Here is a 20,004-nt window from a genome sequence, read left to right as displayed (position 1 = left end):
GTGACACGACATCGAGGGAGAACGATGCGAATCACAAGAGCGATCTATCTGTCCCCCGCGCTGTTGCTCGTCGCGGTCGGCTGCGGCACCGCACCGGGTCCCAACGAGCCGGGCGGAACGGGGTGCGACGGCACCTCGTCGTGTCAGGGTGACGCGCCGACAGAGTCGTTCTGTCTCGAGCGCCTCGCCGCGGACGTGTGGGAGGATGGCTGCGGGGTGTTCGTGGCCGGCGTCTGGGGCGACGGCGACGACGCGAGCCCGGGTACGAAGGAGCGGCCTGTGCGCACGTTGCAGCGTGCCGTGGAGCTCGCACGTGCCGCACGCGGGCGCGTGTTCGCGTGCGCCGACGGCTTCTTCGGGCCCCTCACGCTGCCTTCCGGCGTGGATCTCATCGGCGGCTTCAGCTGCATCGACTGGAAGCGGATGCCCCGCTTCGCGCGCTCGCTGATTCAGATTTCAGCTACCGACGGCATCGCCCTGACCGTCGTACCGGCGAGCGCCGGAGATACGGGAGCCGCGGACGGGGTATCGACGATCGTCGACATGCGGTTCAAGTCGGCCGGCCCGATCGGAATGGTCGTACAATCCGGCACGGTCGTGGAGCTCATCCGGAGCGAGGTTGGCACGTCGTACGGATGGGCAGGTCACGATGGGGAGGAATGGGACGGGCTAAATCACGCAGCGATCGGACCGGATGGCGTGTACGGCGACGATGCGTGCTCGGCAGACACCGTCTCCGGCGGCTCGGCGGTGGTGAATCGGTGCGACGGTGGAATCCCGAGCGTTGGGGGCAAGGGAGGTGACGGGCTCCCCGACGGCGCGGAGGACGGGGATGACGGGGAGCCGACGCCAACTCCAGACGCCACGTACGCTGGCCGGGGAGGAGGCGGGGACCTGCCAGGCATCCATTGCAACGGTGGAAACAACGGGATCTCCGGCATGTACGGCGTCGTAGGCACCGCGGGGCAGGGCATCGGGCGTATCACCGAGACAGGCTGGGTGGCTGACTGGGCAGGCGACGGTGGCAGGGGCATGCCGGGTCAAGGCGGCGGAGGCGGCGGCGGCCGTCGAGGGGGGCTCACCGCGTGCGGCGTGGCCGCCAAGGGGGGCGCCGGCGGCGGCTCGGGAGGCGCCGGCGGCTGTGGCGGCAGGGGCGGCCGCGGGGGCGAAAACGGGCACCCCACCATCGGCATCGTCGCGCTCCACGCGAAGCTGACGCTGCGCGATAGCGTCGTCACGACCATCGCCGCGGGCCCAGGTGGCAACGGCGGGGAGCCCGAGGAAGGCGGCGAAGGGGGCCGAGGCGAACTGGGCGGCGCCGTGGGGGACGGCACATGGTCCTGTCAGGGTGGCGACGGCGGCCGAGGGGGCGACGGCGGCTACGGCGGCCCCGGGCGCGGCGGCGACTCGATCGGCATCGCCTACCTCGACGAGGACCAGCTCACGCTCGAGCGAGTCACGTACGATCTCGGACCGCCGGGCAAGGGCGGCGTGAGCTGGGATTGGTCCGGCGAAGAGATCCACGGGGAGGACGGCATCCAGGTCGAGACACAACGCTTCCCTGACTAGGATCACGACACATCAGGCGAACCCTGCAAACGGTGTGAAGCGCATACGCCTCGGGCGATCCGCCATGGCGTGATCGCGGGAACCATCGCCGTGCTCAAGCCGATTGCGGCGACGGCCACTGCCGACCGGAAGGACAAGGGAGCGGGCCCCCCTCCGGGGTGTGGGCGGCCTACCGCTTCAGCGACGGCGCGTGAAGCCGAGGACGAGCGCCGCGCCCATGCCGACGAGCACGAGCAGGGCCACGGCGACCCACACCCAATCCCGGGGCTCCACGCTGAAGTAGACAGCCCCCGCGCCGCACCCGGGAGAACACGCTCTTTTCATCAGGCACCCATCCTTTTCATCAACCACCGCCGCCGGTCCGCCGGAAGGTGCGGACCACGCCGCGATATTCCTTGACGCCGCGGCCCCGCTATCTGCTCCGGCGCCATGGTCGACGCCGGCGTCATCGCGCGCCCGCGGGCGTCGACCTCGACGCGCGCGGCCGCCCCGCAAACCGTGGCGCCGAATCCGGCCATGGGACCGCGGACGCCACGGAATGGCTATGGATCCACCCAGGTCCAGACCTTCGAGAAGAGGCACATGTAGATCGTCGCCTCGCCCATCAACGCCCCGTCCATCGCCACGTCCGGCACCACCTCGTTCCCGAGCTCCGGCGGGATCGTCTGGTAACCGGGGTACGTGGCCTCGATCTCTTCTGCGACCGCCGCCGGTATCTCGTCGGGCTCGCCCGTATCGTGGATCCCATAATAGGGCCCGAGGAGGCTCACGTGGAAGCTGAGCGAAGCCCTGCTGTTGGGCGAGGGAACGGGCTCCAAGTCCTTGGGGCGATAGATGCGGGCCGAGTACGCCGGGTCGCTCCCCCCTGCCACAAGGCTGAGCGACTCGTTCTGAAGGCGGTATCGTTCGTACATGCGGTGGATCATTGCTTTCCACGTCGGGTACTCCGCCCGCCCGCGGTCTGCGGCTTCCACCAGGCGGCGGTGCTCTTCTGTGTCGTCGTAGAAGGGCTCGTGGGGAGGCACGTGCACGCGGGCGAAGTTATGCACGCCCCGCGGGTAGAAGCGGTAGACGACGCCGAGCAATGCCGAGCGGTTTATCACCATCATTTCGTCACCGAGGCGCCAAGCCCCTTATACTTAAACTTGAACGCAGCGTCCACCGCGCGGTGAAACCTATCGCAGAAGATCCCCGGCGGAAGATTGTAATCCATGAGCTGCGCGACCTCCTCCGTGATCTCCTCGCTGAGTTCGGCTGCACGGAGGTGATCGATTTTCCCCATCAACTCAGTCCGGAGCGGCATCTTGATGGTGATAGGACAGGACCACTCCCTCGTGCCGGCTGAACTTACCTGCTTGAAATTCAGGTTTGTCTTGGCCTGTTGGTACCCGCCTGCAGCCCCCCGGCCGTCATCCTCGACAGTGGTAACGAACGTAAAGAACGACGAATCGAAATCTACCCAGACGAAGTGGGCCATTCCAGGCTTCGGACACTTCGAGCTGCACGCACCGCTACAGCTCAAGAAGGTCGCTCCGGCTCCCGCCACATCGCCGGCTCCGGGGCACTGGTCTCGCGGGCTCTCCGGGCGGTATGTCGTTGGGGTCTCCGAGCTGTCGCTCGGTCTCTCCTCTTCGTCTTCGAGCTCCCACTCGTTGCACGCGATCTTGCGCTCGCCGCCGCCTTGGGGGTCGGCCCCGAAGTCACCGGATGCGGACGAGGTGAAGACGGGGCGTGGCTCGGAGCCCGGACCGGCCCCTGCACCCGAAGTTCTTTCCCCCACAGGATAGCAGTCGCCGAACGTCATGTTGCACGCCGCCAGCGCCCAAACCGCGATAGTCAAGATCAAGAATAGAACTTTTCTCACGTTCATTTCTCACTCCATCGAAGCACAGGACCAGCAACAATGACGGCGGACACATAGCCCGGGAGCACCAGGCTGCCTCGACCGACCCAATCCACGTTGACGCTCACCGACACCCCCAGCGGTCCGGCGACGTACGCGTTGGACTGCGCGTGGCCGCCCACGGCCAAGCCACCGACGCGGCCGCACAAGGTGACGCCGCACGCCGGCATGAGGTAGAACGCGACAGACGGCCCCGCGCTGACGTTGCCGTCCTTCCACGCGTACCCGATGTCCACCGAGGTCTGGTTGTAGATCCCGAGCCCGTCAGCCTGGATCGGGGGCAGGATCGTGCACAGGTCGTGCACCGTGAACAGGATGTCTCGCTGGATGGGCCACGATATGCCCGCGTGCGGCCCCACCGCGAGGCGCGGAACGGTGCCGGCCTGGAGCCACCCGAGGCTCACACCGGCGCTCAGCTCGGAGGCCTCTCCTTGCGTCGGTACGACGACGAGCAGCGGGATGATCAGGATCGCCCATGGGATCCGCCGCCTTCTTGTGCCCATCGTCCCCTTCCCGTCTTCCGCAACTCGTGAGCAACGTGCCGACGCGGGGCATTCTTCTGATCAGAGGATCGGCGTCAAACGGAATCTAGGCGAGCACACTACACTGGCCAGGGGTCGTACCGTCCAGAGCGTGCGCCAGCGAGCAGCTACCCGTGCGGCGCCAGCGCGTGTCGACGTGCTGGCGCCAGCTGCCTGGCCGCGCCGCCGCGGGTGCGGGCGAGCGGCCACGCGCCCCGGGCTGCGCGTGTCGGCTGCAAGCCCACCCCAGCGCGGCGCCGCGCGCAGGCAGCGGTGACCGCGCGCTGTGACCGCCGCGCGCGGCGCGGCACGACATCGCTCGCGCGGCCACGCCGCCCGCGAGCGCGGCGCCTGACGGTGGCCTGCGCGCTCAGCGGCGACGACGCGCTAGCGCTCAAGCGCCTGGAGCTGCACGATGTCGCTCGCGTGTCCGTGTCGCAACGGGCGACGACCGGGCACGACGCACTCGACTCGGGAGCCCTGCCTTCGGGCGTCGCAGCTGTGCACGACGGAAGCTCCCGGCGCCCGGCTCGGCGCCGCCGTAACTCCTGCCCCATGCGCAGCACGCTCCGAACCGCGCCCCCGATGATCCGCGATCCCCAGGACCGCACCAGCGCGCCCCGATGGCCCGCGCGCAGCGTCCACGGCGTCCGCCCGCTGGCCGCCATCCATGCCGGGCACAGTTGCTAACAATTCGAAACCATTCATGATTGTTTCTGCGTGTGGAAATTGTTTCCCCCTTGCAGAATACGTCGCCGAACGCGCTCGCCGCGCGCAGCACCTTGCGCGCCTCGCCGTCCAGCCGTGGCAGACGACATGCACGTTCGAGACGTGCTCAGCGCCACACGAGACCAGCGCGGGCGGCGCGCAGCGGGTGGGGGGTCCACAGCGCTGCGCGCGCTCAGCGCGACGCGCGGAGCGTCACTCCGATCCTCCGCGACGCCTCATATCCGAGATCGCGTTGCGCGACGACCGCGGCGGCGCTTCCGCCGCGTCATGCCGTCTCGTGCGGAGCGATGGGACTCCGGTCGACACGAGGTCCTCGAGCGCCGACGCCAGCGACTGGTGGCTGGACAGATCGCCCAGCTGGATATCGAGGGCGACGAGGCGCATCGCGAGCTCGGGGCGCACGCCGACGAGGCGGACGCGGGCGCCGAGCAGGGAGGCCGCGCGCTGCGTCTGCCCGAGCGCGTGGGCCACCTGGGCGTCGATGCTCGGGACGCCCGTGATATCGAGCAGCACGCAGCGCGCCCCGTGTCGGCTCACCCCCTCGACCACCCGCTCGAGCATCTGCCGGGCGCGATCTCCATCGAGCTCGCCGACGAGCGGGACGAGCAGCACACCAGGCATGAGCGGGAGGAGCGGGCAGCCGAGCTCGCGCACCGCGGCCGAGAGGGTGCGCTCGCGCTGATAGGCCTCCTGGAGGCTCGCGTGCTGCTCGGAGAGCGACTGCACGAGCGCGTCCCGCTCGAGGGCGGCGCCGAGGAGCGCCCCCCAGATGGAGATGGTGCCCTCGTCGCCAGCGACCTCGATCGAGCTCGGGCCGACGATCGCGAGGACCCCCCAGTCGTGGCGGAGCGTGCGGATCGGCAGGAGCGTCACCATGAACGGGCCGCCGGCGGTCGACGCTGGCAAGCGCTCGGCGGGCGGGAAGTCCTCCCGCGCGCAGACGGCGCCGAGCGAGGGAGTCGGGCTGCCATCGCGGCTGTAGGCGCCGGCGATGACGAGGCGCGCGCGGGTCGCCGGGTCTTCCCAGAGCGCGAGGCAGCCCCAGACGGCGGCGGTCGAGTCGAGCCAGGAGAGCGAGCGCGAGTCTTCCTGGGTGCCGCCGAGCAGCGCGAGGCTCACCTCATGATCGGACCGCGTGAGCGCCCCGAGCTCGTCGACGAACTGCCGCTCGGTCTCGACGCGAGCCAGCATGAGCGAGAGGCGCAGCCGCTCCTGGAACTCCTCGGCTCGCTCCTCCGCGGACTCCGCTGCTTCCCTGTCCAGGCGCGCGCGGCGTCGCTTTCCGGACCGGCCGAGGAGGCGGGCGATCCCCATGAGGCTCTCCACGTCAGGCGTGAGGCGGACGGCCTGCTGACAGGCCTCGTCGATCTCGGCCGCGGTCGGGGGCGCGGCGCCCTCGAGCGCCGCGGTATATCCAGCGATCACGGCGGCGACGCCGGGCCACACGGCCGTCGGGGGCGTCTCGGGCGGGAGCGGCAGGCGGAGGAGCAGCTCGACCATCTGCCGTTCGATGGCGCCGAGGTCGTCGTCGGGCGCCGCGCCCTTCCGGTGGAGCAAGCCACGGAGCGGGTCGCAGCCGCACGTCCGCCGCCTGACGAACGTGGTCGGCGCGAGCACGGGCCCGGACGGCACGACCTGGCCTGCGAGCCGCGCCAGCACGAGCTCGTACGCGAGCGCCCCGATGGCGTCGAAGCGCTGGCGAACGGTCGTCAGCGGAGGGGTCGACCACTGCGCATCGGTGATGTCGTCGAAGCCGATGATCGCCAGATCGTCGGGGATGCGGTATCCGGCGGCCTGGAGGGCCGACATCATCCCGAGCGCGTTCTTGTCCGTGGCGACGACCGCGGCCGTGAGCTCTCCCCTGCGCGCGATGAGCGCCTCTGCGGCGCGCTGGCCGCCGGAGTGCCAGTTGTTGTCGGCGTCGAAGACGAGGCCCGGATCGAAAGGGATCCCGCTCTCGATGAGCGTCTCCATGTAACCGTCGAAGCGCGCGCGGATGTCGTCCTGATCCATGCAACCGACGAACGCGATGCGCCGGTGTCCATGCTCGATCAGGTGGCGCACCGCGCTCCGGACGCCCTCGCGGTTGTCCGGCATGACGGTCGGACAGCCCGCCTCGGGGGCGCAGGAGCTGACCGTGACGAGCGGGACACCCGCCTGCGCGAGGAGCTCGATGCCATCCGTGGCGAGCACGACGATCCACCCGTCCACCTGATCCCGGGCGAGCGAGGGCGCCTGGACGTACGCTGGCGTGCCGCGTACCACCAAGACACGATGGCCTCGCTCCTGCGCCGCCTGATGGATCCCCCTGAGGACCGAGGTGAAATAAAAGCCGTCGAGGAAGGGCGTGAGGACGCCGATGGTGGTCGGGCGGGAGTGCATGGGCTGCGGGCTCGCGAATGGATGAATACCGGATCTCCGTCTCGCTCACCGACGGCGTTCACCGCCACCCGCCAGAAATTCCTGTGACTCGCGAATCGTCCGGGTGTACAGCATCGCCGATCCGTTTGGCCATCGATCGAACCCTTCTCGCCGTCATGGCGCGCCCGCCGTACGAGCCGGCCTCTTTCCCCGCAGAGGGATCGATCGGGCGAGAGGAAGGGAGCGGACGGTGAGCGCGCCGGCCTCACGTGCGCTCGTCTCGGCGCTGGGCGCCTGCGCGGCGCTCGCGCTCACCGGCGTGCCGCGCGCCCGGGCGGAGTGCGATCGCGCGGCCGCGGACGTGTCGTGGGTGCGCCTCGCGGGCGCGGAGGGGCGGTGCCCGTCGGCGTCCCGGTTCCGCGCCGAGATCTCGCGGCGGCTCGGGCGGGAGCTCGTCACGACGGGCAAGGCCGCCTCGATCGAGGCCGTGGTGCAGGGGCAGCCCGGGGCCTGGTCGGCCACGATCCGGACGGAGCTGTGCGACGGCGCCCCGCCGACGGTCCGCGAGCTCTCCGACGACCGGCAGAGCTGCGACGGGATCGTGGCCGCTGCGGCGGTGCACATCCTGCTCGCGACCGATCCCGAGGCCGGCCTCGCCCCCCCGACCGCCGAGGCGCCGCGCCCCCCGCAGGCCCCCGAGGCGCCGCGTCCCCCGCCGCTGCCTGCGCGCCCTCCGGCGGCGGAGCGGGCGCCGGAGCCGCCGTTCCCCTGGCCGGCGCAGGCCAAGACCACGCCGCCCCCGGCCGAGGGCCCGCCGCCGCCCCGGCTCTCGATCTCCTGGCGCGGGTTCGCTTCCACGGGCATCGTCCCCTCGCCCGGGTTCGGCGTCGCCTTGTCGGGCGAGTGGTCGATCCTGCCGCGGTGGACGCTCGAGACGGGCGCGCTGTGGCTCCCGGAGCAGCACGCGACCCGGCGGACGTTCGCCTTCGGGCTCACGGCGGGCTGGCTCGGCGCGTGCTTCGAAATGGTCCGGAGCCGCTCGGTCGCCTTCGGGCTCTGCGGCCGGGCGGTGGCGGGCGCCATCTACGCCGTCATCCACGGGGACGACGACGTCCCCCCGACGATCCTGCCGACCGACGTCGGCTCCCGCGCGTGGCTCAGCCTCGGGGCCGGCACGCGGCTCGGCGTCCGTGTCATCGGGCCGCTGCGGCTCGAGACAGGCATCGATCTCTTCGTTCCAGTGACACGGTACGATTTCCAGCTCGAGGGCGGGCTGCCGACGGGTCTGGAGCAGGCCGCGCTCGCCGCCGCGGTGTTCGGGGGGGTCGGCCTCACATTTTGATGAAGGATCCCCGGGCTGCCGGCATTCAGTTTTCCGTGGAGCAGTGCTTACGAGCCGACGTCCTGCGCGACGCCAAGCAGCCGCCGCGGAGCCTCGTCGCCCTGCACGCCGAGCACGGCAACTTCGTCTGGGCGACCCTCCAGCGGTTCGGCATCCAGCACCCTGACCTGGAGGATGCCTTCCAGGACGTCTTCGTCGTCGTCCAGCAGCGGCTCCCGTCCTTCGACTGGGCTTGCCCGATCACGACCTGGCTCTTCGCCATCTGCCGCCGCGTCGCCTCGTCTCACCGCCGCCGCGCCCACACGCGCCGCGAGCGGCTCGGCGAGGTGGTGGACGACGTGCCGGACTCCGCGCGCGGCCCGGAAGAGATCACCTCCAGCCGCGAGGCGCGGCTGCAGCTCGAGGGCATCCTCGAGGCCATGGATCTCGATCGCCGGGCCGTGTTCGTCATGTTCGAGATCGAAGAGATGCCGTGCGACGAGATCGCGCGCCTCGTCGGCGTCCCCGTGGGGACCGTCTACTCGCGGCTCCACGCGGCGCGGAAGGAGTTCGCGACGCTCCTGAAGAAGTCCGAGGCCGAGCGCGCGCGCAGGGGGGCCAGATGAGCGATCCGAAGCGATGGAACCAGGAAGGAGGAGGCGCCCCGCCCGGCGCACGCGAGCTGCTCCGCGCCGCCGCGCCGATCCGGCAGATGACCTCCGCCGAGCTCGCGCGCACCGCGGCCCGGGTGGCGCCGCTCGAGACGGCCGCGGGCGCGGCCGCCGGCGCGACGATGCCGGCGTGGATCAAGGGGATCTTCCTCGCGGCGGGCATCGGGGCCGGCGGGGCAGGGCTCCACGCCGTCCTGGGCGAGGCCCCGAGCGCCGCCGCGCCGATCGCGCCGCCTCCGGTGCTCACCGATCTGCCGCTGGAGCGGCTGCTCTCCCGCGCGGAAGGCCGCGTGGCGGCCGGGTCGCCGGCGGCCGAAGCGCCGTCGGCCGAGGCGCCGCGCCCGACCCCCTCCGCCCTCCGCCGCGAGGCGCCGCGGAGCCCCCGACCGGCCGCGCCAGCGCCGGAGGCGAGCGCCGCGGCGGACGGCGACGACCTGGTCCGGGAGTCCAACCTCGTCGACGCGTCCAGAGCGGCGCTCGCGCAGGATCCGGAGGCCGCCCTCGCCGCGCTGGAGAGGCACCAGGCCGAGTTCCCGAAGGGGCGGCTCGCGGAAGAGCGGGAGTTCATCGCGATCCGCGCGCTGATGCGCCTCGGGCGCGCCGACGAGGCGCGGGCGCGCGCGGCGGCGTTCTTCGCGCGGTATCCATCGAGCTCCTTCGCCGAGCCGCTGCGCCGGATCGTCGGCGCGGCTCGGTGATTGCCTCCACGACCGCGGCTCCGCCAGCAAACAGCAAACTCCACACCACGTTCGAGCACACGAGCGGGATCTCCTCGCTTGCGCCAGCGGCGACGACATCGACGCTCGCCCGGACGACATGAAATGGACATGAAAACGACGCTCGCACGGACCGCGAAAAATTAACGCGACAACAAACACAAGCGCTCATATCGCTTGCCCGGTACCTAAACAGCATTAACATACGTCCCGCGTTCACGGGCGGCCGCGCCGAGAGGCGGCGGCGCCCTGACGTTTCATCGCAGAACGGTGGATTCAGCGGCTCGATGAGGCCAGGCTGCCGTGGCAGCGCTGGCCTCGGCGAGGCACGTCGCCCATGCGGCGCGCGCCGAGCGTCGTCTCTTTGCGGACCGACGCGCGCGCTCGCCGGCGGTCGTCCTCCTCGGGCCGCTCCTTCCCTCCGCGAGCGCACACTCGTGCGCTCGCGCGGCTCCGCCGTTCTTCGTGGTCATTTCAGGAGGTTTCATGTCGTCGAAGCTGTCGAGTTCGAGCAGTCCGGTGCGCTCTCGTTCTGATTCTTCCGCCCCCGGCGCGTGGCAGGGGGCGCGGCGCGCCGCGCTGGCCGCGCTCGCGATACTGCCGGTTTCTTGCGCGGATCTCGGGCCCACGGACGGCGCTCCGGCCGATCTCGCCGAGGGGGAGATCGCGGAGGCCGGCCAGGCGCTCTCGCTTCCTTTCCCCATCAACGAGCGGAGGTCGCTCGTCGTCACGAACACCGACATCCTCGGCGCCTTCAAGCTGAAGGACGTGTTCCAGCAGCTCATCGATCAGGCGGGCGTCAGCCTGACGCCCCTCCAGCTGTTCCGGCAGTTCATGGACACGAACCGGAAGGCCGCGGACGGGATCGGCCTCGGCCCGCACTGCGATGACGTGGTGATCCCCGGCTCGGCCGGGTCCATCAACGGGTGGCCGATCGACTGCCCCCGCGTCGTTGGCGAGGAGGCCGACAGGGATCCTTTCGCCGACGAGGAAGCCCCGAACGCCTACGTCGCCACGACCCTGTCGAACCGCTTCGACCTCGCCCCGCCGGACGGCGCCAACTGCGGTGAGTACCGCGTCGTCTTCGCCAGGCGCTCGGGCATCCCGGAGAGCGCGTTCCAGATGCGCAACTTCATCATCTTCGAGGGCCGGCTGCCCAACCCGACCCCGAGCCTTGGCCGGGAAGGGTGCCGCCCGGTCGTCGACTTCTGGTACCACCTGTCGGATCCGGCGAAGAGCCTGGAGACCCGAAGGGACGAGCTGCTCGCCTTCTATTTCGACGGCTTGCCCGGGGGGTTCGAGCCCGCGATCCACATCGATCACTACGGCCAGAACGCGGGGCCGTACGGCGGCCAGATCCGGACCAACGAGTTCCTCTTCGCCCCCGAGGTCGACGGCGATCCGCCCGAGCCCTTCACGACGTGGAACCTCCGGGAGTTCAGGCTCCTTCACAGCGGCTCGGGGAGCAGCGCCACGCTGGTCGTGACCCCGTCGTTCGTGAAGGACAACCCGGCCGCGCCGCTCTTCGATCCTGCCTCGACCGACGCACGCGCCGTCGCCTTCAGGAGCACGTCGTTCCCGGGCCTCGTGGAGCGGCTCGCCGCGGCCGACGACATCAACCGCTTCGCCCTGGAGCCGAGCTATCCGACGACGATGAACGCCGGAGAGAGCCAGATGATCGGCCTCCAGAACAACTACTTCGCGACGTTCGGCGCCGGGCCCTCGGCGCTCAGGACCAGCATCCAGAGCAAGCTCACCGCGATGGGCAGCGCGCTCACCCCGGATCAGGTCGTGGGGCGCGCGTTCTCCCTGTCGTGCAGCGGGTGCCATGAGCCGATCGGCGACGCCACGGGCTCCCCGACCGTCGAGCTCGATCTCGGCACGACCGCGACGCTGGCGAAGCTGAGGCCGTTCACGCAGACCTCCGAGCAGCTGGAGGCCGATCCGGACGAGCCGGGCGGGCAGCGCTTCAAGATCTCGGAGGCCCTCACGGGCGTGTTCATCCCGTTCCGGAAGAACGTGATGGCGGAGTTCCTCCTCAACAACCCGATCCTCGGGTTCGAGAAGCCGGGCGCCTGGACGTCGGCGCAGGCCCAGCTGTCGGTTCACACGGGCCGGGTGGTGGAGGGCATCTCGTCGCTCCAGGTGAAGACGCCCTCCTCGTTCAACGAGATCGTCAGCCCGACCTTCAGCTCGGCGAACCTCGCGCCGGTGGGCGACAAGATCACGCTCGATCTCTTCGTGTCTCCCGTCCAGCCGAACCCGAGCTGGGTCGGGAACATCGAAGTGCTGATCTCGATCCCTTCGGCCGGCATCCACAACCAGTGGGCCGGCAACGTCCCGCTCACCCCGCTCACCCGGGGCCAGTTCGTGAGGATCCAGTTCGCCCAGCTGCCGGCGGCCACCAAGAACGCGCTGAACGCAGGGGCCAGCGACGTGAAGCTGCAGTTCAACCTCAACGTGACAAGCAACGCCGGTCCGTACTACCTCGACAACGTGCGGTTCGAGAACTGACCGCGAGCGAGCGCTCGTGATCGCGAGAGCGAGCGTTCGCTCATGAAGAGGGCGCCGGCCCCCCACCGGCGCCCTCTTCTTCTCTTGTTCTCTTGCGCTCGGATACCGATCCTCCCACGCGCGCCCACACACGGCCCCTCCCCCGGGCCGACCACCGGCAGCACGATCCGTCCGGACGGATGATTCATCCGTTATAGTAGACATCACTCTCGGGCCTTGGTATGCTGCGCTCATGTCAGGCATTGCCATCATCACCGGAAGTGTCTCTGCGCGCTCGAAGACCTCGGCGCTCGCGGCCCGCATCGCTGCGCGGCTCGTGCGCGAGGGGTTTCGCGTCACAACCATCCACGTCCGCGAGCTCCCGGCCGAGGATCTCCTGCTCGGGCGCGTCGACTCCCCCGCCCTGGCGGACGCGGCGCGGGTCGTCGCGGAGGCGGCCGGGGTCGTCATCGCGACGCCCATTTACAAGGCCTCGTACACGGGGGCGCTCAAGGCGTTCCTCGACCTCTTGCCGCAGTTCGGGCTCGCGGGGAAGGCAGCTCTCCCCCTCGCGACGGGCGGGACGCTCGCGCACGTGCTGGCCATCGATTACGCGCTCCGTCCGGTGCTCCAGTCGCTCGGGGCGCGGCACGTCGTCGCGGGGCTGTTCGTCCTCGACAAGGCGCTGCGGCTCGGGGAGGACGGGCTGCTCGACGTCGATGACGAGCTCGGGAGCAAGCTGGAAGAGATCGTGAAGCCCTTCATCGAAAGCGTGATCCGGGAAGGCCTCCCGCTGCCGGCGCGCGAGGTGGCTGCCTGAGAGCCGGTACACCCATGCGCTTGCTCACGCTCCCCACCCCCGAGTCGACCACGGCGCCGACAGAGCGCGCCAAGGCGCTCCTCTTCGAGGACCCCAGATCGCAAGAGCTGCTCCGCCGCGCGAGGCAGGTCGCAGCCGGCGACGCGGCCGCGCTCATCACCGGCGAGATCGGCACCGGCAAGGAGATCATCGCGCGGGCCCACGCCGTGCGTGCTCACGTCGTCCGCGGTGGACCGCCTGCTCGCGCACACGTGGCCGGGCAACATCCGCGAGCTCGAGAACGTCATTCCCCAGGCGCTCCTCGTCTGCCGCGCAGGCCGCGTAACGGGGAAGGATCTGCGGTTCACGAGCCTCCGCCCGAAGGCGGCCGCGCTCGAGCCGCCGAGCCGCGTCGACGGGCTGATGGCCACGCTCGAGAACACCATCGCCAAGAAAGCCCGCGCCTCGCGCCAGACCCACGAAGGTGCGATATAGAGCGACAAGCCCCCCTACGCCCCCGGTGCGAGCGAGCCTCGAGCGGCACGGGCCGATTGCGTGTCCTGCACAACAGATGCACCGATTGCGTGTCCTGCACAACAGATGCGCACGCGATGCGGGCTCCAGACTCGCCGAGCACGTCAGGTCGCTCTTTTCACGTTGGCGCGCGACGTGCGAGCCTGGGGATCGTGCAGGGCCGGACGGCAAGGCGAGGAGGGTGTTTGTATGAGCTCAATCCATCCCGGTGCGGCAACGAAGGCAGTCGCAGCGACCCTGGCGCGCCCCGCGGCGAGCGCCGGCGCGACCGTTAATCCCGGCGCAGGGGCGCCGGAGCTCTCAGGAGGGGAGCTCGAGCCGCCACCCAGCGTGACGCGCGCGCTGGCCGCCACGGCGGAGTCGGAGGGCACCGAGCGCGCCGCGTCCTGGGAGCTCTGTACCGCGATGCTCGCGATCGCCACCGGCTGGCTCGCGTGGACGCTGCCGGAGCCGAGCGCCCGCGACGTGCTGCTCGTCGCGCTCTGCCTGGCGCTCGTCGCGATCGAGCGCCGCAGGGCCGGCGCGCACTTCAGAAAGGCGATCGCCGCGGCCGCGGGCGCGCGCGGCGCGACGGCGGGCGAGGCGTCGCGCGCGGCGTTGCGGCTGGACGCGGCCTTCTGCGCGGCCCGCGCCACGGGGCGCGGCGCGATGGGCGAAAGGCGCCGCTGAGCGAGCTCGCCCGCCGGAGAGGCCTCGCGCGGCCGGGATCACCGGCACATCACGAGCACGTCTCCCCTGGCGCTGACCCGCGCGCTCCTCGGGGCTCGGCGTCGAACGGCGAGCCGGCCTGTCCGCACCGCGGGCGCCATCCTCCACCGACGTCGCGCTCGCGGAACTCGGGGCGCAGCTCGCTGCGCGCGTCGGCCGTGAGCAGCTCGCACGGATCGAAGTAGTGCGACGTCCGCGCCTGCGCGGCGATGGACGGCAGCTCGCCAGAGAACTCCGGCACCCCGGGGCAGCGATGGTGCCAGAGGGCATAACGCTCCGGGACGTCGCCGAAGCAGAGCACTTCCTTTACGCCGCCGTTGCAGTTCGTGCTCACGACGAGCACCGGCGCCGGCAGCGGCGCGAAGCGGTGCACCCGGAGGACCACGTCGTGGTGGAACTCGCCCTGCTTCCAGTGGGCGAGGAGATCGAACTCGCCATGTCGATCCCGGATTTCCTGCAGCAACGATCCGAGATCCATCGCATCGGCGAGGGTTTGAACAGACGCATCGGTCATGGCGGGCGCTCCTTCGTCGGTGAGCTTCGCCGATGGTGTAGCACGGCGCCCGCGCGGCGCCGTGACGCGGGGCTCTCCGTCGGTGGCGGAGCACTCGTGTCCTTGCACCGCACCAACGAGCGCGCCCGACGCGTCGCTCGCCGGGAGATCTTCACAGCGACATGGTCGCGTGAGGAGACTCGACACGAGGGGTCGTCACCGCCGACTCCCGCGCTTGCGCCCGAGCGACGCGCCGCGTATCGTCCATTGCCTGAGAGCCCTCCGCGGCGGTGAAGGCGCGCGGGCCAGTCGAGCTCACGCCCGTGCAATCGTCCTGGCCTGTCTCCGTCGTCGCCCTGACTCCGGCCTCCTGCGGGGCCGTCCTGTGGCGCGCGCAGGGCGCGGAGCGGCTCACGGTCGTGGTCAAGGCCACGTTTGCCCTCATCCACGACACGAGCGCCGAGCTCGCCGCCCCGTCGGGCCTGATCCGCACGGATCGGCTCCGAGACGGCTGGGGCAGCCTGGAGGAGGCGTGCGAGACAGCCCCTTACCTGCCGTGCGCGGGGGTCCTCGTGCGCGGGCACGCGGCCGCGCCGGCGGGGACGACCGCCACGGCGCTCTCGGTGCGGGTCGCGCTCTTCCGCGAGGATCGCTGGGTCCTCGACAAGGTGCTCCACGTCTACGGCGACCGCACGCGAGAGGCCCCGGATCCGCGTCCGTTCGGCCTCATGCCGCTCGCGTACGAGCGCGCTTACGGCGGCCCCCACATCGACGCGAACCCGGTGGGCGTCGGCGCCGGGACGGCGCTCCCGAACATCGTCGATCCGGCCGATCCCACGAGACCCGCGGGCGTCGGGCCGGTCGCGGGGCACTGGGCCCCGAGGAGAGCCTTCCTTGCGCGGGATCAGGCGCCCGATCTCCCGGCTCCGGAGCTCGGGGGCGGCTTCGACTTCCGCTATTTCGTCGCCGCACCCGCGGACCAGCAGCTCGAGTTCCTCCGCGGCGACGAATGGATCCTCCTGGAGGGGCTGCACCCGCACTGCCCGCGGATCCAGTCCTGCCTGCCTTCGGCCCGCGGGCTCGCGCGGCTCCACCGGCTCGGGCCTGGAGGCGACGACCACGGGCAGCCGATCGAGCTCGTCGCTGACACGCTGACCATCGACGCGGACCGCCTGCTCTGCTGGCTGATCTTTCGCGGGAACGTCGCGCTGCTGCCGGGCGACGAGCCGGCGCGGATGCGGGTGGTCGCCGGCGTCGAGATGGCAGGGCGCCCCGTCCTGTGGCCCCCGGCGGCGGAGGGCTCTCTCGCGGTCGCGGCGCCGGAAGGCACGCCCGCCGCCGGGGGGACGGCGCTCCCGGCGGGGCACTGGAGCGCCGTCACGCAGCGGGTCACGCCGCTGCTTTCGCCGCCTCCCCTGCCCTCCTCGCGGCCCCAGGAGGCGCACTGGAGCGTCGTCACGCAGCAGGTCGCACCGCTGCTCGCGCCGCCTCCCCTGCCCTTCTCGCGGCCCCAGGAGGCGCACTGGAGCGCCGTCACACAGCAGGTCGCGCCGCTGCTCGCGCCGCCTCCCCTGCCCTTCCTGCCGGCGCCGGAGCCGCCGCCGCGCCCGGCGCCTCTCCCGGGGTCGGTGCCGTTTGCGATGCCCTTCGCCCATGCCGGGCCCGAGGCCCCTCCGCCCGAGCCGCCGGCGCGCGTGCGGCCCCCGCTCGGCATCCTCGACGAGGCGACCCTCGTGGTCGACCTGCCCCCCGTGATCGACCCGCCCCCCGTGGTCGACCTGCCCCCCGTGGTCGACCCGCCCCCCGTGGCCGATCTGCCCCCCGTGATCGACCTGCCCCCTCCGCGCACGCAGCCGCCGCCAGCCACCCCCGAAGAGGCCGCCGCCGTCGCGGAGCTGCCGCCTCCTCCGGAGCTGGCGCCTCCTCCGGCCGCCGCGTCGCCCGAGCCGGAGCCGGAGGCTCGCGGCCTGCGCGCGGCGGTGCTCGCCCGCCTGAGGAGCGGCCAGCCGCTCTACGACCTCGATCTCGCGGGCGCCGATCTCGAGGGGATCGACTGGAGCGGCGCCTCGCTCGAGCGCGTCAACCTCGCCGGCGCGGGGCTCGCCCGGTGCAACTTCGCGTCCGCGCGCCTCGCCCGGGCGAACCTGAGCGGCGCGGATCTCACCGACGCGAGCTTCCAGGCGGCCGATCTGACGCGCGCCGATCTCTCCCGCGCCACGCTCGACCGCGCGGCGCTCTCGTCGGCGATCCTCACGAGCGCGGACCTCACCTCGGCCAGAGGCTCGCACGCGCGCTTCGACGGCGCGGCGCTCGACGGCGCCGACCTGCGGCAGGCGCGCCTGCTCGAGGCGGTCTTCGACCGGGCGAGCCTCACCGACGTCAACGGGAGCAAGGCGGACATCTCGCGATCGAGCTTCGCGAACGCCAACCTCGCCGGCGCCATCCTCCGCGCGGCGAAGCTCAAGGAAGCGAGGCTCCCCTGCGCCAACGTCGATGGCGCCGATCTGCGCGAAGCGGATCTCGCGGGCGCCAACCTCTACGGCGTCAGGCTCGCAAACGCGAAGTCGAGCGGCGCGATCTTGCGCGACATCGTCGAGACCCCACCGCCGGAGCCCGAAGAGGACATCAACGTTTCTTCACAGGGTTGACTCCCAGGCTCTCTTTTGTCTAACTCCACAGGACGGGCCGCCTCGGTATGCTCAAGGCGGATTGATTCACCTCCTCGCGCCAGGAAGAGACACCACCATGAGCGACCTCATCAACTTCTCTTCGAGCATCCTGGAGGGCCCGGCGCGCGTCGTCGGATTTCGCGGCGTGGAGGCGATCTCGCGCCCGTACAGGTTCGAGATCTTCCTGTCCATCCCGAGCGAAGGGGACGATGACACGGACTTTGCGGAGATGGTCGGGGCCAAGGCGCGGCTCTCGATCGATCGCCAGTCCGACACGACCCCGCCCTACGTGTTCGCCGGCGTGCTCGCCGGCGTCGATCTCCTGCACGAGTTCGGCGGGCGCGCGCTGCTGCGCGCGGTGCTGGTGCCGCGGCTCTGGGGGCTCACCCTGTCGAAGCACAGCCGCATCTTCACGAAGAAGAGCGTGCCCGACGTGATCAGGCTCGTTCTCGAGGAGAACGGCATCGCGGGCGGCGATGTCGAGCTCAACCTCGGCAGCTACGAGGCCGAGGAGCACATCTGCCAGTACCGCGAGAGCGACTTCGATTTCATCTCGCGCTGGATGGAGCGGGAGGGGATCTTTTATTACTTCGAACACACCGAGGACGGAGAGAAGCTCGTCCTCTGCGACGACAAGAGCTACCCGGCCGAGGTGCTCGGCGCGCCGGTCCGCTACCACCCGCAGACCGGCGAGGACCGCAGCGCCTCCGCCTCGTTCCGCACCTTCTCCTGCCAGCACGGGGCGCTGCCGTCGCGGGTGAAGCTCAAGGACTACGACTATGTCCGGCCGCAGTTCCCCCTCGCCGGCGCGGCCCCGGTGTCCCAGTACGGCACCGGGGAGATCAGCCTCCACGGCGAGCGCTTCTTCAGCGCCGACGCCGGCAAGCGGCTGGCCCAGCTGCGCGCCGAGGAGTACCTCGCCCGGGAGGCGGTCTACCAGGCCGCCGGCGCGCGGCTCCACCTGCGCTCGGGGTACACGTTCGAGCTCGAGGACCACCCGCGCGCGCGGTTCAACGCGAAGTACCTCGCTGTCGAGCTGCGCCACCACGGCAACCAGTCCGCCGGGCACAGCGACTTCGCGGAGCTCGCCGGGCTCGCGCACGAGGAGGTCTATTTCGTCGAGGTCTCGGCCATCCCGGCGGCGACGCAGTTCCGCGCGGAGTCGCGGACTGCGTGGCCGCGCATCTACGGTTACGAGAACGGCTCGGTCGACGGCTCCGCGTCGAGCGAGTACGCGCAGATCGACGAGCACGGGCGCTACCTGGTGAAGCTCAAGTTCGACGAGGCGAGCCCGCGCGACGGCAGCGGGTCCACGTACGTGCGCATGATGCAGCCGCACGGCGGCGGCGTCGAAGGGTTCCATTTCCCGCTGCGGCGGGGGACCGAGGTCGTGCTGAGCTTCCTCGGCGGCGACCCGGATCGGCCCGTGATCTCCGGCGTCGTGCCCAACGTGCTCACGCCGAGCCCGGTGACGAGCGGCAACCACACGAAGAACGTCATCCAGACCGGCGGCAGGAACCGCCTCGAGCTCGAGGACCAGGCCGGAGCGCAGCGCATCACGCTCTCGACGCCGCACTCGAACACGTACCTGCGCATGGGGTCGCCCAACAAGGGGCACGAGTTCATCGGCAAGACCGATGGCAGGATCCTGCTCGACGCCGGGCAGAACATGGATTTCGAGGTGGGCGCGAGCTGGACGAGCCACGTGAAGGACGACATCACGACGACGGCCGACTCGGGCCACATCACGACGACCGCAACAGCGGGCAACATCATGACGACGGCCGTCGCAGGCACCCTCACCGAGACGGCCAAGGGGGATGTGTCGATCACCTCGACCACGGGCAAGGTCGTCGTCAAGGCCCTCGGGAACGACGTCGAGATCTCGGCGAAGGGCAAGCTGTGGCTCGAGGCCGAGGGCGACAAGAAGGAGATCCTCAAGGCCAATCACCACGTCGAGAGGACCGGCGACTACAGCGTCACCACGTTGGGGAGCGCGCGAGCCCACGTGTTCGGGGCCAGCTCGTCGACCGTGGTGGGCGGCTCGCTCGACGCCAAGCTGGGCGCGTTCCGCTCGATCGTGGTCGGCGCCACGAGCGATTTCAAGCTCACGAACGCCACGTCGGTGACCGCCGGCAAATCGCTCGACGTGAAGGTCGGCAACTTCACGTCGATCAACGTCTCCCGCTCGCTCGACATCAAGCTGGCGAACACGACGGAGCTCAAGGTGACGAACGCGCAGGAGCTCACGGTGGGGAGCAAGCAGTCGCTCTCGTGCAGCAGGACCCAGGAGCTCGTGATGGGCCAGAAGCTCTCGTTCAACCTCAGCAGCGCCGTGGAGTTCAAGCTCGGCGCGACGGTGTCCGTGAAGAACGGCCCGGAGCTGACCATCCAGGGTCCGAAGTTCACGACGAAGACCGTCGAGCTCAAGAACGGGAGCTTCACCCTGGAGAGCGTCGCGGCCGAGATCAGGAAACACGGCATCTTCGTGGTCAGCTAGCGGCGAGGCGCGCCGCG

At 70.8% G+C, this 20,004-nt stretch carries 16 protein-coding genes and 1 pseudogene; 11 read left to right on the top strand and 6 right to left on the bottom strand.

The annotated features are described in order from the left end of the window. Positions 1-24: 24 nt before the first annotated feature. On the top strand, positions 25-1,569 hold the full coding sequence (locus tag WME73_RS13205; RefSeq protein ID WP_437915938.1) for a hypothetical protein: 1,545 nt from the start codon (positions 25-27) through the stop codon (positions 1,567-1,569). A 177-nt stretch (positions 1,570-1,746) separates the two neighbouring features. On the opposite strand, the gene WME73_RS13200 is transcribed toward WME73_RS13205, so the two are convergent. The 5 genes from WME73_RS13200 to WME73_RS13180 all read right to left on the bottom strand — a co-directional run bounded on the left by WME73_RS13200 (position 1,747) and on the right by WME73_RS13180 (position 7,104). Beyond that, the gene (locus WME73_RS13200; protein WP_437915937.1) at positions 1,747-1,893 is read right to left on the bottom strand and encodes a hypothetical protein; all 147 of its coding nucleotides are present in this window, start codon (positions 1,891-1,893) and stop codon (positions 1,747-1,749) included. Positions 1,894-2,111: 218 nt separating this feature from the next. Continuing rightward, the gene (locus WME73_RS13195; protein WP_437915936.1) at positions 2,112-2,678 is read right to left on the bottom strand and encodes a hypothetical protein; all 567 of its coding nucleotides are present in this window, start codon (positions 2,676-2,678) and stop codon (positions 2,112-2,114) included. Beyond that, entirely contained in the window at positions 2,675-3,439 is a 765-nt protein-coding gene (locus WME73_RS13190; RefSeq protein ID WP_437915934.1) for a hypothetical protein, read from the bottom strand. The genes WME73_RS13195 and WME73_RS13190 overlap by 4 nt, the downstream gene beginning before the upstream one ends. Next, positions 3,436-3,975 carry a hypothetical protein gene (locus tag WME73_RS13185; RefSeq protein WP_437915933.1) on the bottom strand — a complete coding sequence of 180 codons (540 nt, stop codon included), beginning with the start codon at positions 3,973-3,975 and terminating at the stop codon, positions 3,436-3,438. Before WME73_RS13185 ends, WME73_RS13190 begins: the two co-directional genes overlap by 4 nt. Positions 3,976-4,914: 939 nt before the next feature. After that, positions 4,915-7,104 carry a substrate-binding domain-containing protein gene (locus WME73_RS13180; RefSeq protein ID WP_437915932.1) on the bottom strand — a complete coding sequence of 730 codons (2,190 nt, stop codon included), beginning with the start codon at positions 7,102-7,104 and terminating at the stop codon, positions 4,915-4,917. Positions 7,105-7,333: 229 nt separating this feature from the next. Here WME73_RS13180 and WME73_RS13175 point away from each other — a divergent pair, with 229 nt between their 5' ends. The 8 genes and pseudogenes from WME73_RS13175 (at position 7,334) to WME73_RS13140 (ending at position 14,286) form a co-directional block, all read left to right on the top strand. Then, positions 7,334-8,425, top strand: a complete 1,092-nt coding sequence (locus WME73_RS13175; protein ID WP_437915930.1) for a hypothetical protein — start codon at positions 7,334-7,336, stop codon at positions 8,423-8,425. After that, the gene (locus tag WME73_RS13170) at positions 8,425-9,030 is read left to right on the top strand and encodes an RNA polymerase sigma factor (RefSeq protein ID WP_437871034.1); all 606 of its coding nucleotides are present in this window, start codon (positions 8,425-8,427) and stop codon (positions 9,028-9,030) included. The genes WME73_RS13175 and WME73_RS13170 overlap by 1 nt, the downstream gene beginning before the upstream one ends. Next, positions 9,027-9,773 carry a hypothetical protein gene (locus tag WME73_RS13165; RefSeq protein WP_437915928.1) on the top strand — a complete coding sequence of 249 codons (747 nt, stop codon included), beginning with the start codon at positions 9,027-9,029 and terminating at the stop codon, positions 9,771-9,773. Before WME73_RS13170 ends, WME73_RS13165 begins: the two co-directional genes overlap by 4 nt. A 537-nt stretch (positions 9,774-10,310) precedes the next feature. Continuing rightward, complete coding sequence (locus tag WME73_RS13160) at positions 10,311-12,305, top strand: hypothetical protein (RefSeq protein WP_437915926.1); 1,995 nt, start codon at positions 10,311-10,313, stop codon at positions 12,303-12,305. 232 nt (positions 12,306-12,537) lie between these two features. Further along, positions 12,538-13,104, top strand: coding sequence for an NADPH-dependent FMN reductase (gene ssuE, locus WME73_RS13155; protein ID WP_437915924.1), 567 nt, complete (start codon positions 12,538-12,540; stop codon positions 13,102-13,104). Positions 13,105-13,118: 14 nt separating this feature from the next. After that, positions 13,119-13,292: pseudogene (locus WME73_RS13150) on the top strand (sigma 54-interacting transcriptional regulator); the annotation flags it as partial. Between the two features lie 22 nt (positions 13,293-13,314). Continuing rightward, positions 13,315-13,578: a hypothetical protein gene (locus tag WME73_RS13145; protein WP_437745813.1), complete on the top strand. Its 264-nt coding sequence runs from the start codon at positions 13,315-13,317 to the stop codon at positions 13,576-13,578. Between the two features lie 228 nt (positions 13,579-13,806). Continuing rightward, positions 13,807-14,286: a hypothetical protein gene (locus WME73_RS13140; RefSeq protein WP_437745812.1), complete on the top strand. Its 480-nt coding sequence runs from the start codon at positions 13,807-13,809 to the stop codon at positions 14,284-14,286. Positions 14,287-14,335: 49 nt separating this feature from the next. On the opposite strand, the gene WME73_RS13135 is transcribed toward WME73_RS13140, so the two are convergent. Then, complete coding sequence (locus WME73_RS13135; RefSeq protein ID WP_437915923.1) at positions 14,336-14,839, bottom strand: hypothetical protein; 504 nt, start codon at positions 14,837-14,839, stop codon at positions 14,336-14,338. A 302-nt stretch (positions 14,840-15,141) separates the two neighbouring features. Between WME73_RS13135 and WME73_RS13130 the strand changes: the two genes are divergently transcribed. Then, positions 15,142-17,466: a DUF2169 family type VI secretion system accessory protein gene (locus WME73_RS13130; protein ID WP_437915922.1), complete on the top strand. Its 2,325-nt coding sequence runs from the start codon at positions 15,142-15,144 to the stop codon at positions 17,464-17,466. A 97-nt stretch (positions 17,467-17,563) separates the two neighbouring features. Beyond that, positions 17,564-19,987 carry a type VI secretion system Vgr family protein gene (locus tag WME73_RS13125; protein ID WP_437915921.1) on the top strand — a complete coding sequence of 808 codons (2,424 nt, stop codon included), beginning with the start codon at positions 17,564-17,566 and terminating at the stop codon, positions 19,985-19,987. Positions 19,988-20,004: the final 17 nt, after the last annotated feature.

This window comes from Sorangium sp. So ce302, from assembly GCF_051530145.1.
Lineage (GTDB): Bacteria > Myxococcota_A > Polyangia > Polyangiales > Polyangiaceae > Sorangium > Sorangium cellulosum_B.
The sequence above is the reverse complement of the archived record's forward strand: the minus strand, read 5'-3'. Positions and strand labels throughout refer to the sequence as shown.